The organism is Rhodococcus sp. NPDC079359 (assembly GCF_040702585.1).
GTDB lineage: Bacteria > Actinomycetota > Actinomycetes > Mycobacteriales > Mycobacteriaceae > Rhodococcoides.
The window spans coordinates 564,147-581,146 of record NZ_JBFBLH010000002.1; the positions used below are offsets into that span (position 1 = coordinate 564,147).

The following is a 17,000-nucleotide window of genomic DNA, read 5'->3' on the forward strand; positions in this document are numbered from 1 at the left end:
ATCGAACGCTTCCTCGCCGGTCGCTGCCGTACCGGACTCCGCTACCTGCTCTGCCACTGTTGTCCCACCGTCTCGTACCCCACTGTTCACCATTACCCGAGCAACCTACCGAACAACGGCGTTGGTTGGCCAGGCCGGAGGGGTCAAGCCGAGCGGTGTCGCGGAGAGTCGTGGTAGCCCACCATGCCCACCATCGAGGCGTGTTGCGACGGCACAACGTTGGCGATCATGGCACCACGCGGGTGATGGCGACGCGACGCGACCGCGTCGACCGCCATCAGGGCTGCACCGTGCGCGGTGAGGGACTCCGGATTGGCGGGCGCGACGACCGGCAGCATCAGATCACGACGAAACAGGCGCCGCAGCGTCGGGATGTTGGCGCAGCCGCCGACCATCACCAGGGCGTTCACGGCACAGGGGGCGTCGACGATGACACTGGCCACCCAGTCCTCCAACGAACGAATGCTGCGCTCGAGAACATCGTCGAAAGTATTGCGCCACAACCGCACCGGCCCGCCGACGAAAGGTCCGGCAACTTCCGCCACCCGCAGCCTGGACAGCTGCTCGCGTGCGGCGTGAACCGACACCGCCAGATCTGCTCGGGTGCGATCGGACGCCAACTCGTCCGCTCCGTACATCGAGATCAAGTAGCGGGCGACCTGCTCGTCGCAGCTGTTACCCCCGAACAGCGTCGTGCGCACCGAACTGAAGACCGTGCCGGTTGCCGGATCCGCGACCGACACCGTGGTGCCCGACGCCCCGACGTCACAGATCGCGACGGTACGAGCGCCCTCCAGCTGGCCGGTGCCCCGCAGATACCGCAGCTGAGCACCGAGTTCGGAGGCGACCAGCAGACGATCGGCCTCGTACGTGGAGTAGGCGGAGGTTCGCGCGCGAGCACCGGGATCGTCGGGCACAGCCAAGACGATGTCGGTTCTGTCGACCATCTGGTCGCGCGACATGGAGTCCAGCAAGTCGATGGCGACCTGAAGATGGTCGTCGGGATCGAACGAGTGAACGATGTGGGCCGACCGCACCGACTCGTCGATCGCATCGACTGCGACCCCTCGGGCAGTGGCGGAACCCACCGAAACACCAAGGACTGTTCTCATGATTCCTCGACTCGACTGGCTACTCCGACCAGCCGATACTAACCGTCGAACCGCCGCCTGGACAGCAAACTGGGTATCTCGATGAACTTTCGGTTTGTTTTGGGAGATATAACAAGCAGCCGGACATCGGTTGTCCGTTCTCAGGCAACGTGGTCGAAAGGTTCTCGACGGTCCGCCAGCAGCGGACCCCATTCCTCCTGCGCCGACGTCATCGCCGCGCACGCGACACCGTTGGCCGAATCCATCCCACGCGCAGCCGCGACGATGGAGCGGGCGGACTGCACGAGCGAGACATCGAAGCGGAAGCTGTGCGCCGCCAATTCGGCGAACGCCTCCTCCGGACTACAGCCACGCAGTGCGATGAGAACACCCACTGCCCTGTCGATGGTCGTACGGGTCACCGGTTCTGCTGCGGGATGTTCGGTCATCGAATACTCACCGTCTACTGGTCGATCACTCGATGGTAGCGACGGGTGAGCAGAAGTTCAGGTGTCCGAGTCGAATTCACATACCCGTCACGTGAAGGACTTGTACAAGTATCAAAACCGCTCGCTCACAATGCAATCAACGGATCGAGGGCTATTCGACCGGATCCGCCGGCGGTTCTGTATCGGTGGTGGGCTCGGTGGTCTCCGGAACCTCGGTGGTCGGCTCGGCCGGCTCCGTGGACGGCACCTCGGTTTCGGGTTCCGGCTCGGGCGGGGGATCGACGGTCGTCGTTTCCTCGCCACCCGAGTCGCCACCCGAGTCACCACCGCCGGAATCACCGCCACCGGAGTTGCCCCCGCCAGGTCTGCCGCCACCCGCATCGACGCCACCCGCATCGACGCGACCGGAGTTGCCTCCTCCCGACGACGCCTCGACGTACGGAGCGGGGCCCGAACCCGCAGTGGGTGCTGCACTCCAGGTACCGATCGGCATCGGCCCGTACGCGGGGGCCTCGAGCAATCCGGTGTCGACGGACGGAACCGCCGACGGGCCGGTAGAGGGGACCGCCGAATCGGCGACCACCACCGCCGAGGACGCGGCTTCGCTGTCTCCACTCGACGGGACCTCGGCAACATCGGCGCTATCGACCCCGGAATTCTGCGTCGGATCGGACGCAGCAAGAGCCCACACGGTGGCTCCGCTCAGTGCAGCGAGAACCGCAACACCCAACCCGATCATCGTCACTCTCGCGCTGCGGGGTGTACCGGCCACGTCGCTGCCGGAACCACTTCGGTCTTCGTCAACCGTCGCAGTCGGAACGGCCACCGGCTCGGCGAGTGCGGCCTTGGCTCCGATCAGTGCCGCTGCAATTCCCAATGGAACCGCGGAGTTCAACCGCGGATCTCCGGCATCCACTACCCCGACGTCATAAATATCGTGGGCGGCCAGAGCGGCGCGAACGGTCCCACAGAGCGCGATGCTGTCGCAGACCACCCCGGAACCGCTGATCAGCAGGTCGTTCTGGGCCGCCTGCACTCTCATGATTCCGAGCATCGTCGTGACGGCGTCCCCGACACCCCCGGGAGCCGAGGAGACGGAGACGGTGCGAGTGGAAATGGGGCCGAGCTCGGGTAGATCGGCCTCGACCAACGCAGCAGATATTTCGTCGTCACCGACGTGCACCCCGAGCGCAATGGCCATGATCGTCGACTCCCCCGAATTCGATTCGGACTCAGAGTACCCTTCGAGTCTCGAATCGGGGAATTATCCCGGTTCAGGTCATCAGAACTCCAACTTGCTCGCCTCGTCCCGGGCTACCTCGGCGGCGCGACGCTCGCGCTCGAACAGCAGGCCGAAGGTGAAACCGTTCTCCCCCGCCGTCGTCCCTGCCCGCGCGCCGAGAGTCCGCAGAATTTCCGCCGCGATCACCGCATCCTGGTGCTCTCCCAGCACCTCCTGAATCGTCTTGTAGTGCTTGATGTTCGCTTTCGAGACCTTCTTGTCCACCACCGGGGCAACCAACTCGGCCGCATACCGCGCACGTTTCGACGCCTTCCGTGCACGATGCAACGCCTCGTCGTCGGTACCGCGCACGGCACTCTTCGTGCGATCGATCGCCTTCTTGCCGGCCTTGCGCGCTAGCTTGACCAACACGCGGTCGGTCACCTCGCCGTCGATCGGTAGCCCCCGCGACCACTCCGACAGCGTCGTGAGCAGCGCGCGATATCGCTCTCCGTCGAGTTCGGTCATCGCCGCCTCGCGGTATCGGATCTGCTCGGCCAACAGATCGTTCTCGATGCGCGACGCCACCGGCCCGAGCACCAGTTCGGGCGGCAGTTCGCGCAGCGCAGCCGCGAACCGAGCACGCTGCACCTGACGATCGCGAACCTCACCGAGAATGCTTGCATACCAAGACAGTTCGGCCTCGAGTTGCGCAGCTGGCTCGTCCTCGAACAGACTCCCGAACACGCGGAGGGTACTGCGGTAGCGCCGAATGGCCACCCGCGTGGAGTGAATCGGATCCAGCCCCCGACGCAGATACACATCGCCTGCGACGATCGCCTGCGCCTGATCGTCGAGATAATCCGCCAGCAGCGCCACCCCGGGTTCGGCAGGTTCCTGGCGCACCACCGACAGCGCACGATCCAACTTCGACGGATGCGCCGAGGGCCGAGCACCGGCAGCGCGCAACACCTTGCCCGCCTTCTTCAGGAACGACTCCGAGCCTGCCGGTCCGAGTTCCACCTCCACCTCGCGCCACCGCGGACCGGTCGCACCCCCGATCAAGACGACAGAGACCTCGTCGTCGGCGATTTCCGCGACGACCGCACCATCGGCGTCGGACACGGTGTGAATCGTTCGACGCGTCGTCAAAGTAGCGACCGCGGCCAACTCCGCGCCCATCACCGCACCGCGCAACACATCGTTCAGCTCGTCCGGCACCGCGTTGTGCGCACCGCTGCCGAGAGGGAGCCGAATCTCGGTCCGCGCCTTCTCTGCCGGGACCTTCGCATGCCAGCCGTTGTCGGAATCACCGGTACGACGCCGGACGGTGATCCCGCGTCGCAACAGGTCGTGGCCGGCAGTGTCGAAATACTCACTGCTCAGGTCGGTCTCGCTCGACACCAGTGCGCCGCCGGTGGGCACCAACGAAGCGAGAGTGGGCAACTGAAATTCTGCGTCGACGTCGAACTTGTCTTCGCGCTCGGTCTGAATCGACTCCATACTGCTCATCCTGCCTCGAGTGCCCGGGCCGATGACGGCCGAAAGCGCAGACCGGTCAGCGTCGCGGAAAGTCGAAATCCGGCAACGGAAAATCGAACGTCCGAGTCGGCCGCGTTGTTGTCGTCGTCGTGGTCCGGGTCGTCGTGGTGGGACGCGTCGTGGTCGGACGAGTCGTGGCGGCAGGTGGGACCGTCGTCTGCACCACGGTCGACCGATCGACGGTGGGCCTGCTCGGTGCCGTCGTCTGCTCGATGTCGGACGGGGCACTGGTCGTGGTGACGGTGCGCCGTGTGGCGGTGGCGCTTTCGGCGACCGTCGTGGCCGGTGCCTGGGACGAGGACGACGTTGGCGGCGCGCCGACCGAAGAAGAGGTCGGCGTCGCCGTCGTGGTCGCGAACGGCACCGACGATCCGGCGGGTTCGGCGGGTGACCCGTCTGCCGCAGGCACCACGGACTGTGACCGGGCGGGTTGCGAGGAGTCCTGCGACGTGGTCACCGACGGCGCTGGATCCTCGCCGCTGGTTCGTGCCGCCGCAGTGACCACGGTGCCGGCTGCACACACCGCGACGAGTGCCGCGAGCGCGCCGCCGAGATGCCGGGACTTGTTGGCCCTGGTCACCCGCTTGGAGGAGGTGTCGCTGTGCCGCGGACGCTTCGAGACCACCGGGACAACCGCGGCCACCTCGAGGTCTGCGGAATCCCGGTCCACTGCAGCGAACCGATCGGTGAGCGCTTCCGGTGCCGCAGGCGCAGGCCGCAGACCCACCGTCCGAGCGATCCCGGCAGCACCGTGCGCTGCCAGCAGTTCCGGCTGCTCGGGCACGTAGACCGGCATCGACACCGCGTCGAACAGGACCTGGCGAACTATCTGCATGTTGGCACCGCCGCCGACGGCGACGACGGCGTCGACGCGAACGCCCTGCGCATCGACCGCGGCGAGAACGTCGACGGCCATCGAGACGGCTCGGTGCACGGCGTCGCCGATGATCTCGTCGAGATTGCCACGCCACAGCGACGCACGTCCGCCGACGAACGGCCCGATGATCGACACGCTGCGAAGCAGGGCCAGCTCGTGTTTGCCGTCGCGGACGTCGTGCACGAGCCTCCTACGAGCCTCGATCGTCAGCGCCTCGGCCGCACCGAACGTCGCGATGAGGTGATCGCACAGCATTCGATCGCACTCGTCACCGCTGAGCGCATCCGTTCGACGCGACGCGAGAACGTCGCCGCTGTCGATGTCGACCACGGAGACCGAGGTACCGGACGCGCCGACGTCGAACAGGGCGACGCAGCGTTCGCCTACCAACACACGTGTTTCACGCAGTGCACCCAATTGCGCACCGAGTTCGGACACGAGGACGGCACCGTCGGAGAAATCCTGATCGTAAGCCGTTCTGGGGTCGCTCTCACGCAGTGCGAGCACCGGATAGTAATCCGCCGACGCGTACTTCGACGCCAGGTTGTGAACCGATGTGATGACGGCATCCCACGGATCGGGGGCGAGGCCGTTGGGTGCGGGGCGGGACGCGACGGGCTCGTGCACTTCCAGAACGGCACCGGAGCGATCGTTGTCGCTGATCACGCTGCGGAGACCACTCGACCCCAACGAAGCGCCGAGTACGGACACATCGGGAACCGCGGACACTAGAAACCTCGCTCTGGTAGGCCCCAACCCACGTCAGGTCACCAGAGTACCGCTACAACCGTCCGTCCGTCATGTTTTACGGCGGTCAAACAAACTGCGCGATCGTTACTCGACGCTCGACCGGACGAAATTCAGGTAGGCCTTCGACGGCGTCGGCCCGCGCTGACCCTGATACTTCGACCCCACCGCGGCACTGCCGTACGGATTCTCGGACGGCGACGACAGCCGGAACAGACACAGCTGCCCGATCTTCATGCCCGGCCACAACGTGATCGGGAGGTTGGCGACGTTGGACAACTCCAACGTGATGTGGCCGCTGAAGCCCGGATCGATGAACCCTGCAGTCGAGTGCGTGAGCAGACCCAGCCGCCCGAGCGAGCTCTTCCCCTCGAGCCGACCGGCCAGGTAGTCCGGCAGCGTCGTCAATTCGAGAGTGGAGCCGAGGACGAATTCACCCGGGTGCAGAACGAAAGGCTCGCCGGCCGCGGGTTCGACCAACGTCGTCAACTCGTCCTGCTGCAGCGACGGGTCGATGTGGGTGTAGCGGGTGTTGTTGAACACCCGAAACAGCTTGTCGAGCCGCACATCGACACTCGACGGCTGGACCATCGACGGGTCGAACGGTTCGATCGCCAGGTTTCCCAGGGTCACTTCGGCACGGATGTCACGGTCGGAGAGCAGCACCTCTGCAGGCTACTGGTCCTGGGCGGTCCCCCGCGACACACCCGAGTCTTGATCGCGGCGCATAGCTCTGCAAAGGAAAAGCCGGACAATCGAGCGGCACGACCATTCACATTCGGCAAACTCCTGTCAGGAAGACTGAAATGACAATTCCGTTCGACGTCCCCTCGTACTGGGATCAGCGATCCCAATGCTTCGTTCTGGCCACCACTCCCGCAGAAAATCCGGCGTTGTGGAAACAATTCCTTGATGGCGCAGAGGAAAGCTATATGCGACACGGTGTCACCACCGCTCTCGAAATATCGGCCATTCGTGACGGCAGCACCACGGCGCTGTTCTTCGCCGCACTCGACCGAACCGGACAAATAGTCGGCGGGGTGCGGGTGCAAGGACCGTATTCCTCGGTCGATCAATCGCACGCACTGATCGAATTCGCCGACCATCCAGAAGGCCTGCGGCACGTGCACACCATGCTCGACGAACGCATCGGCCACGGAGTCGTCGAACTCAAATCCGCGTGGGTCGCTCAGCACGCACCCCACGGCCGCGCCGTCACCGCGATGATCGCCGAATCCCCCGCCTACAGCACGGCACTTCTCGGTGCGCGCTACGCCCTTGCCACCGCGGCCTCCCACGTCCGTACCGCATGGCTCGACACCGGTGCCGTCATCGCCACCCAGATCGCGCCGATCCCCTATCCTGACGATCGCTATCGAACCGAGGTGTTCTGGTGGGACAGAACAACACTCGCATTCAACGCCGACCTGGCCACCTGGCGCCGGATGCGGCACAACACGGTCACCCTGCTCGCACACCGCCGCGCAGCCGTCGAACTCCCGGAAGCAGTCGCATCATGAACGATCGAACCACGCCCGGCCACCACTGGAAGCCTGTGATATTCGACGAGACGGACGCCACACAGCGCGACGCACTCGACGAACTCAGAGCCGACCCCACCCTCACTTTCCTGGACGAGCGAAAGACGCAGAGAAAAGGCCTGCGCTCACTGCTCCCCAGCCCTGAGCAGAGCCTTCTCGACGAAAACGACAGGTGGGTTTTCTTTCCGTGGCGAAAGACGGTTGTCGCGGTACTCGGACCCCGCTCGTTTCGACACCTTCGGCTGGACAGGAACAGAAACAAGATAACCCTCGAGGAACAGAATTCCTTGGGAGATCTCACGATAGGAATCATCGGCCTCAGCGTCGGGCACGCCATTGCCCACACTCTCGCACTCGAAGGAATCTGCGGGACGCTTCGACTCGCAGATTTCGACGAGATCGAACTGTCCAACCTCAACAGAATTCCCGCGTCCATCCTCGATCTCGGGGTCAACAAAGCGGTCGTCGCGGCCCGACGCATTGCCGAAATCGACCCGTATCTGCGCGTCGAGATCGCCGAGGACGGAATCACCGAGAACACCATCGACGAGTTCTTCGACGGACTCGATCTGCTCGTCGAGGAATGCGACTCCCTCGATGTCAAGGTCCGCGCCCGCGAGGCAGCCCGCTCGAGAGGGATCCCGGTACTGATGGAGACCTCCGACCGAGGACTGCTCGACGTCGAGCGCTTCGACCTCGAACCCGACCGTCCGGTGTTCCACGGCGTGCTCGGCGAGATCGACTCGACGAGCCTGCGGGGGCTGGGCACGCGCGACAAGATTCCCATCGTGCTCGATCAGCTCGACGCCTCACTGCTCTCGGCCCGGATGGCCGCCTCGATGGTGGAAGTGAGCGAAACGATCGAGACCTGGCCACAATTGGGCGGCGACGTTCAACTCGGCGGCGCAACCATCGCAGCAGCCGTTCGACGCTTCGGCACCGGAGCACACCTGCCCTCCGGACGAATCCGCGTCGATCTCGAGACCCATCTCGACGCGCTCGCGGCCCCGAACCCGACGCCGAGGGCGCAGCAGTCTTCGGTCGACACCGCCGTCGACGCTCACAATGCATCCGTCGATCCCGACGCGCTCGTTCTCGACGCTGCCCGCCGAGCACCGTCCGGTGGAAACAGTCAGCCGTGGACGTTCACCCGTGAAGGACGCACCGTGCGGATCGGGGTGGATCGTTCCCGCACGTCGACCCTCGACGTCGCCTTCCGGGGCAGCTGCGTGGCAGTGGGTGCGGCCGCCTTCAACGCGCGCGTGGTGGCCACCGCGCAGGGCAGGCTCGACCGCAGCGAGGTCACCGACCACGGAGTCGAGATCACCCTGAGTGCGGGCGATCCACAACCCATCACCGATCGACGCCTGCTCGACGGCGTTCTCGAGCGGTGCACCAATCGGGAAATGGGCACCGGCGCACCCCTGGACACCGGGATCGCCGCCGACATCGCCGCTGCGGCAGAGGCAGAGGGTGGCCGGGCGGTGCTGCTGACGGCACCCGAATCGATCGCGGCGGCCGCGGATATCCTCGCCGCCGCCGATCGAATCCGGTATCTCACACCGCACCTGCATCGAGACATGTTCTCCGAGTTGCGCTGGCCGGGAGATCTCGATCCCGACCGGGGAATCGAGGTGTCGACTCTGGGGATCGACGACGCGGACCTGTCCAAGCTCGAGATCGTCAAACGGCCGGACGTCATGGAGCTCGTGCATGCGTGGGACGCCGGTGCAGCGCTCGGGACCGACATGCGCGACCGTGTGCTGTCGAGTTCGGCACTCGCAGTGGTCGTCGTACCCGGATCGACCGCAGCAGATTACATCATCGGGGGATGTGCAACGGAGAACGTTTGGGTAACTGCGCATTTGCGCGGATTGGCAGTGCAGCCGGTTTCCCCTGCGTTCCTCTACGCGCGCACCGCAGAGGAATATCGACAACTGGCACCGCACCACGCAGAAACGCTGCAGCAGTTGAGTTTCGAGTTCCGCGCACTGCTTGAAATCGAAAACACAGAGTCCGTCGCGCTGGTGTTGCGGCTCGGTAGCGCCCCGAGAAACGCGATACATAGTCGCAGACTTCCTGTTTCAGCGTCTGTATCGGGGTAGAGTCCGGCGGAGACCAGGGGGAACAGTCCTGCACTGCGTCTACGAGAGGCGGGAGTGGGGCCCTGGAGCACAACCAGACGCTCGAGGTCCTCGTCACCGGCGTCGCAACCGAACTCATGGGAGTCGATGCGGCGACGGTGCGCGAGGCCTACGACTCCGTGCTGCGGCAACTCGTGGACTACTTGGGCATCGACTTCAGCTTCCTCCGGCACAACGATTTCGAGGCCAGGGCCACCAGACTCAGCGCAGAGTGGCCACCGCGACTGAGCGTGCCCGATCCCGACCCACTGGCAGTGGTCTACTTCGACGAAGCAGACTCGGTGTTCCGCCTGGCCGAAACACTGACCGAACCGGCAGTGTTTCGGCCGGACCCGGAGCAGGAGGACTACCGCCGACGCGTCGAGGACGCGTCGGGATTCTCCGCGACCTCGATGGCCGTCGTGCCGCTGCTGCACTCGGAACGCACCACCGGCATCCTCGGCTTCATCAAGATCGGCGACCGAACGTGGTCCGAGGCAGAACTCAACGCGCTCAAAGCGATTGCGGCACTGCTCTCTCAACTGCAGGCGCGAGTGAGCGCCGAGGAGCAACTCCGGTTCTCGGCGCTGCACGACCACCTGACCAAACTGCCGAACCGCACAGCGCTCACACAACACCTCCGCGAACGACTCGACCCGGCCATGCCCGGTCCGGTCGCCGTGATGCACATCGACCTCGATCGACTCAAAGCACTGAACGACTTTCTGGGACACCTCGCCGGAGACCACTACCTCCAGACCATCGCCGACCGACTGCAGAGCTTCGTCGGCAAGTCGGCCGGTCTCGTCGCACGCCTGGGCGGCGACGAATTCCTGGTGGTACTGGCCGGGCCGTGCTCGGCCCGCGTCGCAGCACACCACGCCGAGATGATCGCCGACGCCATGTACGCCCCCGTCACCCTCGGAGTCGAACGCATCAGCAGAAGCGCGAGCATCGGAATCGCCTTCGGCCAACCGGGCAAGCACACCGCGGAGTCGCTTCTGCGGCAGGCAGATCAAGCCGCCCTGGTAGCCAAACGCGGAGGCGGCCACGACATCGCCTTGTTCACCGAAGAGATGCACGCCGAAGCCGAACTCCGCAACGACGTCGAGATCCATCTGCGCGACGCCATCGCAGGCGACTCCCTCACCCTGCACTTCCAGCCCGAGGTGGACCTCGTGACCGGACGCATCACCGCAGTCGAAGCACTGGTCCGATGGCAACACCCCACCCGAGGCCTACTCCCTCCGTCCGCGTTCATTCCGGTGGCCGAGGAGACGAACCTCGCCGGAGAACTCGGCCGCTGGGTGCTCGACCACGCCTGCCGCACCCTCGCCGACTGGCAACGCGAGATCCCCCACCTCGACATCGCGATGCGCGTCAACATATCCCCCGTCCAACTGGTCACCAACGGGTTCGTCGGTGCAGTTGCCAGAGCACTCACAGAGTTCTCGATAGCCGGGCCTGATCTCTGCCTCGAGATCACCGAAGTGGCAGTGGTACAGGACCTTTCCCGCACCCGCGTGACACTGCGCGAACTCCGCGAACTCGGCGTGCAAGTGGCCATAGACGACTTCGGCACCGGATACAGCTCGCTGTCGCACCTCAAGGAACTCCCCGTCGACGCACTCAAGATCGACCGCGCCTTCGTCACCGACCTCGGAGCCACGAACACCGGCGACCTCGCCATCGTCCAATCCATCATCGGACTCGCCGACGCATTCGGACTGAACATCATCGCCGAAGGCGTCGAAACACAGACCGCCAGAAACACCCTGATCGAACTGGGCTGCACCCGCGCACAGGGATACCTGTTCTCCAAGCCGGTACCAGCACACGACGCCCTCACCCTGCTGCACGGCGTGCGAATCGACATCTGAACGCCCTGGTAACCTTTTGAACCGCACCACACGCCGGTGTAGTTCATTGGTAGAACGCGACCTTCCCAAGGTTGAGAGGCGGGTTCGATTCCCGTCACCGGCTCCACGCTGGCTCCCCCTCGAGTCATTCCTGCAGGCTCCACTCCTGCCCCTCCGAGTCGTTCCTGCAGGCTCCACTCCTGCCCCCTCCGAGTCGCTTCCACCTCGCCCACACCGCTGATTTCGCTAACCCTCCCGAGTCACTGCGGTCACTCCTGAAACAAACCGACCACCGCAGACCATTGGTCGATACCCTTGCTACCGACCAGTAACATAGGCTAATTCATTCATTGTATTCGCAAGAATTCCTGCATTTCAAAAGAAACTTCTGTCGCCTAGTTTGCCGTGCTAGAAATCAAATGTCGACATTTGTTCACCGACATATGACCCTGACAGGAATCCCCCTCATGCGATCACTATTCACAATTGTCGCGGTCGCCCTGACGACGATGGCCGTGGCCGTCTCGTCGGCGACCGCAGCCCCGTCACTCGCCGCGCCCCCGAGAACCCAGGGCGGAGCAGGAACCGTGCTGTGGGAAGACCAATTCAACGGGTACGGCGGACCCGACCCCTCCAAATGGGGGTTTCAGACCGGCCGCTGGGGCGCGAGTTCCGGTGAGCAGCAGTACTATACGGACTCCTGGAACAACGCCAACCAGTTCAACGGCTCACTGAACATCACCGCGCGTCGAGAGACACCACCGGACCGCAAGCGGGCACCGTACAACTTCACCAGCGCCCGCGTGGTCAGCATGGGCAAGCAATCGGTTACGCCGCCGGTGCGCATCGAAGCATCGATCAAGATGCCGAGCGCCCAGGGCCTGCTGCCCGCATTCTGGACCCTCGGTCTACAACCCGGTGGCGAATATTCATGGCCCAGCCAAGGGGAAGTGGACATCGTCGAAATTCCCGGACTGTACGGACCGTCATTCAATTTGCACGGTCCCTCGAAGTGGAACTCCAATCAAGATGTGAAGACCGGCGGCAGTATGAATCCGGTCGGCAACGGATTCCACACATACCGCATCGACTGGCTACCGAACAGCATCACCTGGTTCGTCGACGGAGTCGCTCGATATTCCTTCACTCAGGCCCAGTACGAGGCGAAGGGCGGCAACTGGAAGGCGTTCTCGGGCGCATGGCCGCACTACATCCTGTTCAACGTGGCCGTGGGCAACAACTGGACCGGCAAGACGCTGAACAGCACGCCGTACCCGCAGACGATGAGCGTCGACTGGCTGCGTGTGAGTCGCCTCTGAACTGCAGAGCAATCCTTCTTTCCGCACGGGGCCCAGCCACCACGGCTGGGTCCCGTGCGGTACGCGCTGGGCACGGTTTCGACTGCAGAACAATTCTTGTGACTTTTCTCAGTCCGCACCCCCACTCATAGGGACATTCCACAGTTCTAGGAATACGGTCTATTCATGCGCGGGCCACGGCGAAGTCTGATCACTCTCGTACTCGTCGCTGCCGCTGCGCTGCTGGCACCCTCCGCACACGCGGGGCCGCTGATGCCCATCGCCGCTGCCCCCGAGCAACCCGATCACGCCGATGCCATCCGTTACGCCGCATCCAATCGCGACGCCGCACCTCCCGGAGCCAACGACATGGGCTGCAAGCCCACTGCGGCGCACCCGAATCCCGTCGTCCTGGTACACGGCACCGACGCCACTGCGTACTCCGACTGGGCCAGCTTCGCACCCATCCTGAAAGCAGCCGGATTCTGCGTCTTCGCCATCAACTACGGCACCTCGCCGGACGGCAAGTCCAACGGGTACGGCGTCATCGAAGACAGTGCAGCGCAACTGAAGTCGATGACACTGTCGATACTCCAGGCAACCGGTGCCGGCGCAGTCGACGTGGTCGGCTACTCGCAGGGTGCTGCGGTCGCTCGATACTTCGTCAACAGGCTCGGCGGTTCCTACGTGGTCGACAGGTGGGTGGGGATCGCATCACCGACCTACGGCGGCACCATGTACGGGGTCGCGCCCGTCGTACAGGCAGTGCCGGGTGCAACCGGGGTCGTAGCGGGCGAATTCGGCCCAGGGCTAGCCCAACTGATGGCCGGATCCGATTTTCTCGAACGCCTCAATGCAGGTGGCGACACCGTGCCCGGAGTGGAGTACACCTCCATCGCGACGAGGGTCGACGAGGTGATCCAGCCGTACACCAATGCGCTGCTGCGGGATCCGGGAGCGCACAACATCGTGGTGCAGGACGTGTGCCCCGATACCGAGGTAGCGCACTTCACGTTCACCTACGATCCCACCGCGCTTCGGCTGGCGCTCAACGCACTCGACCCGGCGAACGCGCGTCCCCCGACCTGCGTACCGGTGCCGCTGGGAGCCGGAATTCTGGACGTCGTCCTCGCCAGCCACTGACCCTCACGTCAGCAGCTGATACGCCCTGAGCCCGACATAGAGTTCCGCGGCTTGAATCGGATCACGGAAGTCGCGTCCGGTGAGCTCGGCGATGCGGCGCAGCCGATACAACACCGTATTGCGGTGGTAGTGCAGCGATTCGGCGGCGTCGCGGGTGGAACCGCCGAACGAGAACCAGGCGTCGAGAGTGTCCAGCAGGCTCTGCCGTTCGGCTCGCGGCAGCGCCAGCAGATCACCGAGTATCTGACGCGAGGCGATGCGGCCCGACGAGGGATCGCGGACCAGCAGCAGCGGTACCGGCACGGAGTCGTAGCGCACCGGCGCGGACGGTGAGGCCGCGTTCGGGGTGCACGACCTCGCCAACCGGGCCTGACCGACGGCATCACCGATACCCGACGGGGACCGGAAGACCGAACTCACCCCCACCCGTCCCGGACACAGCTCGCTCAGCGTGATCAACGCACAATCGATCTCCGATTCCGTTGCGGCACAGATCAGCCCGACGCTGCCGTCCACCTCGGCGTCCCACACCGACTCGGCACCCGCGGTACGGAGGCGGGAGATCAACCCGTCGATTCCCATCGCTGCGGTCAACGGCTCCTGCGAGACCACCGCGAAGTAGCCGTGGTCGGGAATGCGAAACGTGCGCAACGCGTCCGCTGCTGCAGTGGGATTCGCGCCGTGATCGGCGAAGAGCACACGGATGAGGCGTCCACGGGCTTCGGCGCTCTCCCGCGCACGCATGTCGGCACTCTCTCGATAGGCCTCCGCTGCCTCGTCGGAGTACACGTCGACCAGAGCCCAGACCTGGGCGGCCATGTCCAGCAGCGCATGACTCGCCCGGCCGTCCGAACGTTCCATCAACTCGTCCCAGACCAACCTGCCGCCCAACCGAAAAGCGTGAAGCAGGGCAGCCAGCGGTACCCCCTGCTCCGCCTTGAGTCGGCCCGCGTCCCGAGCCGACTCGAGTCGCATGGGAGCACGACCGGACAGCTTGCCCAGCATCGACGCCAGATTGCTCCGCGACGCCTCGTAGAGCTGCTCGGTGGTGAGCAGCGTCGATTCGAGGTAGGCGTGCTCGGCTCCCAGGATCCGTCGCACAAGTTCTGTGGCCAGATCGTCGACGCCGTCGAGCATCGTCGCGGCCAGATCGGTCGGTGACGGATGCACGTCGAACTCGGTGGCGGTCATGACCGAACTCTAACCTCACCGTGTAAGCCACGCCACAGCCATATTGTGCGGCTGCACAAGCCGCTGCATCCGATTGAGAGCCGTGGCCCATAGCGTCCCACGTCCGAGTGCGACCACAATCACAGTGGAAGCGTGTACCCGAACGACGAGTGGAGCCGAGAAGTTGACCAGCGACGTCACCCCACACCTGAAGCCCGTACCGACGCCGGAACCCACCGAGGCAGTCGACTCCGCACTCGCCGATCTGTCCGAGGGAGAGAAGAACTGGGGACGCCTCACCCTGGCCGAGCGGCGTGCCCTGCTCGAACGCGTGCACGCACTGACCACAGCTCACGCGCAGGAGTGGGTGACGGCGGCAGCGTCGATCAAGGGGCTCGACGCCTCCTCCACCCTCGTCGGCGAGGAATGGTTGTCGGGTCCGTACTCGTTCTTGAACGGACTCGGCACCGTGGCGCACACACTTGCGGCGCTAGAAGCCGGTAGCAGCCCGCTGGCCGGTGCCACGTTCGGAACGGCACCCGGTGGGCGCACGACGGTCTCGGTGCTGCCTCTCAACATCTTCGAGCGGCTCCTGCTCAACGGGTTCAGCGCCGAGGTGTGGCTGAAGCCCGGAATCGACCGTGCAACCGCACAGCGGACCGCAGGCCTGGCCCAGCTCGATCCCACCCGCACCGCGGGCATCGGAGTGGTACTCGGCGCAGGCAACATCACCTCGATCGCGCCGCTGGACGCGCTGTACGAACTGATCGCGTTCAACCGCGTCGTCGCACTCAAGCTCAACCCCATCATGGATCCGCTGCTGCCGGTGTTCGAGAAAGTCCTCGCGCCGCTCGTCGACATCGGTGCACTGCGCCTGCTCACCGGCGGAGCCGACGTGGGCACCTACCTGGTCCAGCACGATCGTGTCGACCACGTCCACATGACCGGCAGCGCCATCACGCACGACGCGATCGTCTTCGGTCCGGGCCCGGACGGAGCTGCCCGCAAGGCGGCCAACGAGCCGATCCTCACCAAGGAGATCTCCAGCGAACTCGGTGGCGTCTCGCCCACCATCGTTCTTCCCGGCGAGTGGAGCCGGCCCGACATCGAATTCCAGGCCGAGCACATCGCCACCCAACGCCTGCACAACGGTGGATACAACTGTGTCGCTTCGCAGGTCGTCGTGCTGTCCTCGGAATGGAAGCAGCGCGACGAGTTCGTCGCCGCCCTGCGCGCCGCCCTCGACCGCGCGCCTGCCCGAGCGCCCTACTACCCCGGCAGCGACAAGCGAGTGTCCGACGCCACCGCCACCTACCCGTCCGCCGAGCGCCTCGGCGAGCGCGGTGGCCGCGTACTCATCACCGACCTGAACCCCGGTGAATACGCACCGCTGCTGCAGACCGAGTACTTCGCACCGGTCATGGGCATCATCGAGTTGCCCTACAGCGGAGCAGCATTCGCAGCCAAGGCGGTTCAGGCCGCGAACGAGGAATTCACCGGCACCCTCGGCATCAACATCATCGGCACCCCAGGCACCATCAAGGGACTCGGCGAGAAGTTCGACACCATGCTCGCCGACCTGCGCTACGGCACCATCGCCGTCAACGCCTGGACGGCCATCGGCTTCCTCACCGCAGCGGCCACCTGGGGCGCATTCCCCGGCCACACCGTCGACGACGTGCAGAGCGGAATCGGCATCGTGCACAACGCATTACTGATCGACGGGGCCGAGCGAACAGTGGTGCGCGGGCCGTTCCGGCCGCTGCCGCGCTCGCTGGTCAACGGCGAACTCTCCATCTCCCCGAAGCCACCGTGGTTCGTCACCAACAAGACCGCAGCGTCGACAGGCAAGCTGCTCACCGCATTCGCGGGCGCACCGTCATGGTCCAAGCTGCCGGCAATTTTCGCCTCTGCCCTGCGCGGCTGACACCTCTGCGC

13 protein-coding genes and 1 tRNA gene are annotated in these 17,000 nt (G+C 64.9%); 7 read left to right on the plus strand and 7 right to left on the minus strand.

What is annotated here, in order from left to right; genetic code table 11:
• Window positions 1-143: 143 nt before the first annotated feature.
• The 6 genes from AB0362_RS07315 to dcd all read right to left on the minus strand — a co-directional run bounded on the left by AB0362_RS07315 (window position 144) and on the right by dcd (window position 6,594).
• Window positions 144-1,112 (minus strand): Hsp70 family protein, encoded by a 969-nt coding sequence (locus AB0362_RS07315; RefSeq protein WP_366235337.1) that lies wholly within the window; start codon window positions 1,110-1,112, stop codon window positions 144-146.
• Between the two features lie 140 nt (window positions 1,113-1,252).
• A complete protein-coding gene (locus tag AB0362_RS07320; RefSeq protein WP_094640614.1) occupies window positions 1,253-1,540 on the minus strand; it encodes an ANTAR domain-containing protein in 288 nt (95 codons plus the stop codon).
• 151 nt (window positions 1,541-1,691) lie between these two features.
• Complete coding sequence (locus AB0362_RS07325) at window positions 1,692-2,741, minus strand: hypothetical protein (RefSeq protein ID WP_366235338.1); 1,050 nt, start codon at window positions 2,739-2,741, stop codon at window positions 1,692-1,694.
• A gap of 81 nt (window positions 2,742-2,822) precedes the next feature.
• Window positions 2,823-4,265, minus strand: a complete 1,443-nt coding sequence (locus tag AB0362_RS07330; protein ID WP_366235339.1) for a CYTH and CHAD domain-containing protein — start codon at window positions 4,263-4,265, stop codon at window positions 2,823-2,825.
• Between the two features lie 55 nt (window positions 4,266-4,320).
• Complete coding sequence (locus AB0362_RS07335) at window positions 4,321-5,847, minus strand: Hsp70 family protein (RefSeq protein WP_366235340.1); 1,527 nt, start codon at window positions 5,845-5,847, stop codon at window positions 4,321-4,323.
• Between the two features lie 168 nt (window positions 5,848-6,015).
• On the minus strand, window positions 6,016-6,594 hold the full coding sequence (dcd, locus tag AB0362_RS07340; protein WP_032396620.1) for a dCTP deaminase: 579 nt from the start codon (window positions 6,592-6,594) through the stop codon (window positions 6,016-6,018).
• 140 nt (window positions 6,595-6,734) lie between these two features.
• On the opposite strand from dcd, the gene AB0362_RS07345 reads away from it, so the two are divergent.
• The 6 genes from AB0362_RS07345 (at window position 6,735) to AB0362_RS07370 (ending at window position 13,892) form a co-directional block, all read left to right on the plus strand.
• Window positions 6,735-7,448, plus strand: coding sequence for a hypothetical protein (locus AB0362_RS07345; RefSeq protein WP_300522796.1), 714 nt, complete (start codon window positions 6,735-6,737; stop codon window positions 7,446-7,448).
• Entirely contained in the window at window positions 7,445-9,574 is a 2,130-nt protein-coding gene (locus AB0362_RS07350) for an Rv1355c family protein (RefSeq protein ID WP_366235341.1), read from the plus strand. The genes AB0362_RS07345 and AB0362_RS07350 overlap by 4 nt, the downstream gene beginning before the upstream one ends.
• A gap of 116 nt (window positions 9,575-9,690) precedes the next feature.
• Window positions 9,691-11,472 carry a bifunctional diguanylate cyclase/phosphodiesterase gene (locus AB0362_RS07355; RefSeq protein WP_366235342.1) on the plus strand — a complete coding sequence of 594 codons (1,782 nt, stop codon included), beginning with the start codon at window positions 9,691-9,693 and terminating at the stop codon, window positions 11,470-11,472.
• A gap of 32 nt (window positions 11,473-11,504) precedes the next feature.
• Window positions 11,505-11,578, plus strand: a tRNA-Gly gene (locus AB0362_RS07360).
• Window positions 11,579-11,918: 340 nt separating this feature from the next.
• The gene (locus AB0362_RS07365) at window positions 11,919-12,770 is read left to right on the plus strand and encodes a glycoside hydrolase family 16 protein (protein WP_082898707.1); all 852 of its coding nucleotides are present in this window, start codon (window positions 11,919-11,921) and stop codon (window positions 12,768-12,770) included.
• 165 nt (window positions 12,771-12,935) lie between these two features.
• Window positions 12,936-13,892 (plus strand): alpha/beta fold hydrolase, encoded by a 957-nt coding sequence (locus AB0362_RS07370; RefSeq protein WP_366235343.1) that lies wholly within the window; start codon window positions 12,936-12,938, stop codon window positions 13,890-13,892.
• Between the two features lie 3 nt (window positions 13,893-13,895).
• On the opposite strand, the gene AB0362_RS07375 is transcribed toward AB0362_RS07370, so the two are convergent.
• Complete coding sequence (locus AB0362_RS07375) at window positions 13,896-15,083, minus strand: helix-turn-helix domain-containing protein (RefSeq protein ID WP_366235344.1); 1,188 nt, start codon at window positions 15,081-15,083, stop codon at window positions 13,896-13,898.
• Window positions 15,084-15,246: 163 nt separating this feature from the next.
• On the opposite strand from AB0362_RS07375, the gene AB0362_RS07380 reads away from it, so the two are divergent.
• On the plus strand, window positions 15,247-16,989 hold the full coding sequence (locus AB0362_RS07380; protein ID WP_366235345.1) for an aldehyde dehydrogenase family protein: 1,743 nt from the start codon (window positions 15,247-15,249) through the stop codon (window positions 16,987-16,989).
• The last annotated feature ends 11 nt before the right edge of the window (window positions 16,990-17,000 follow it).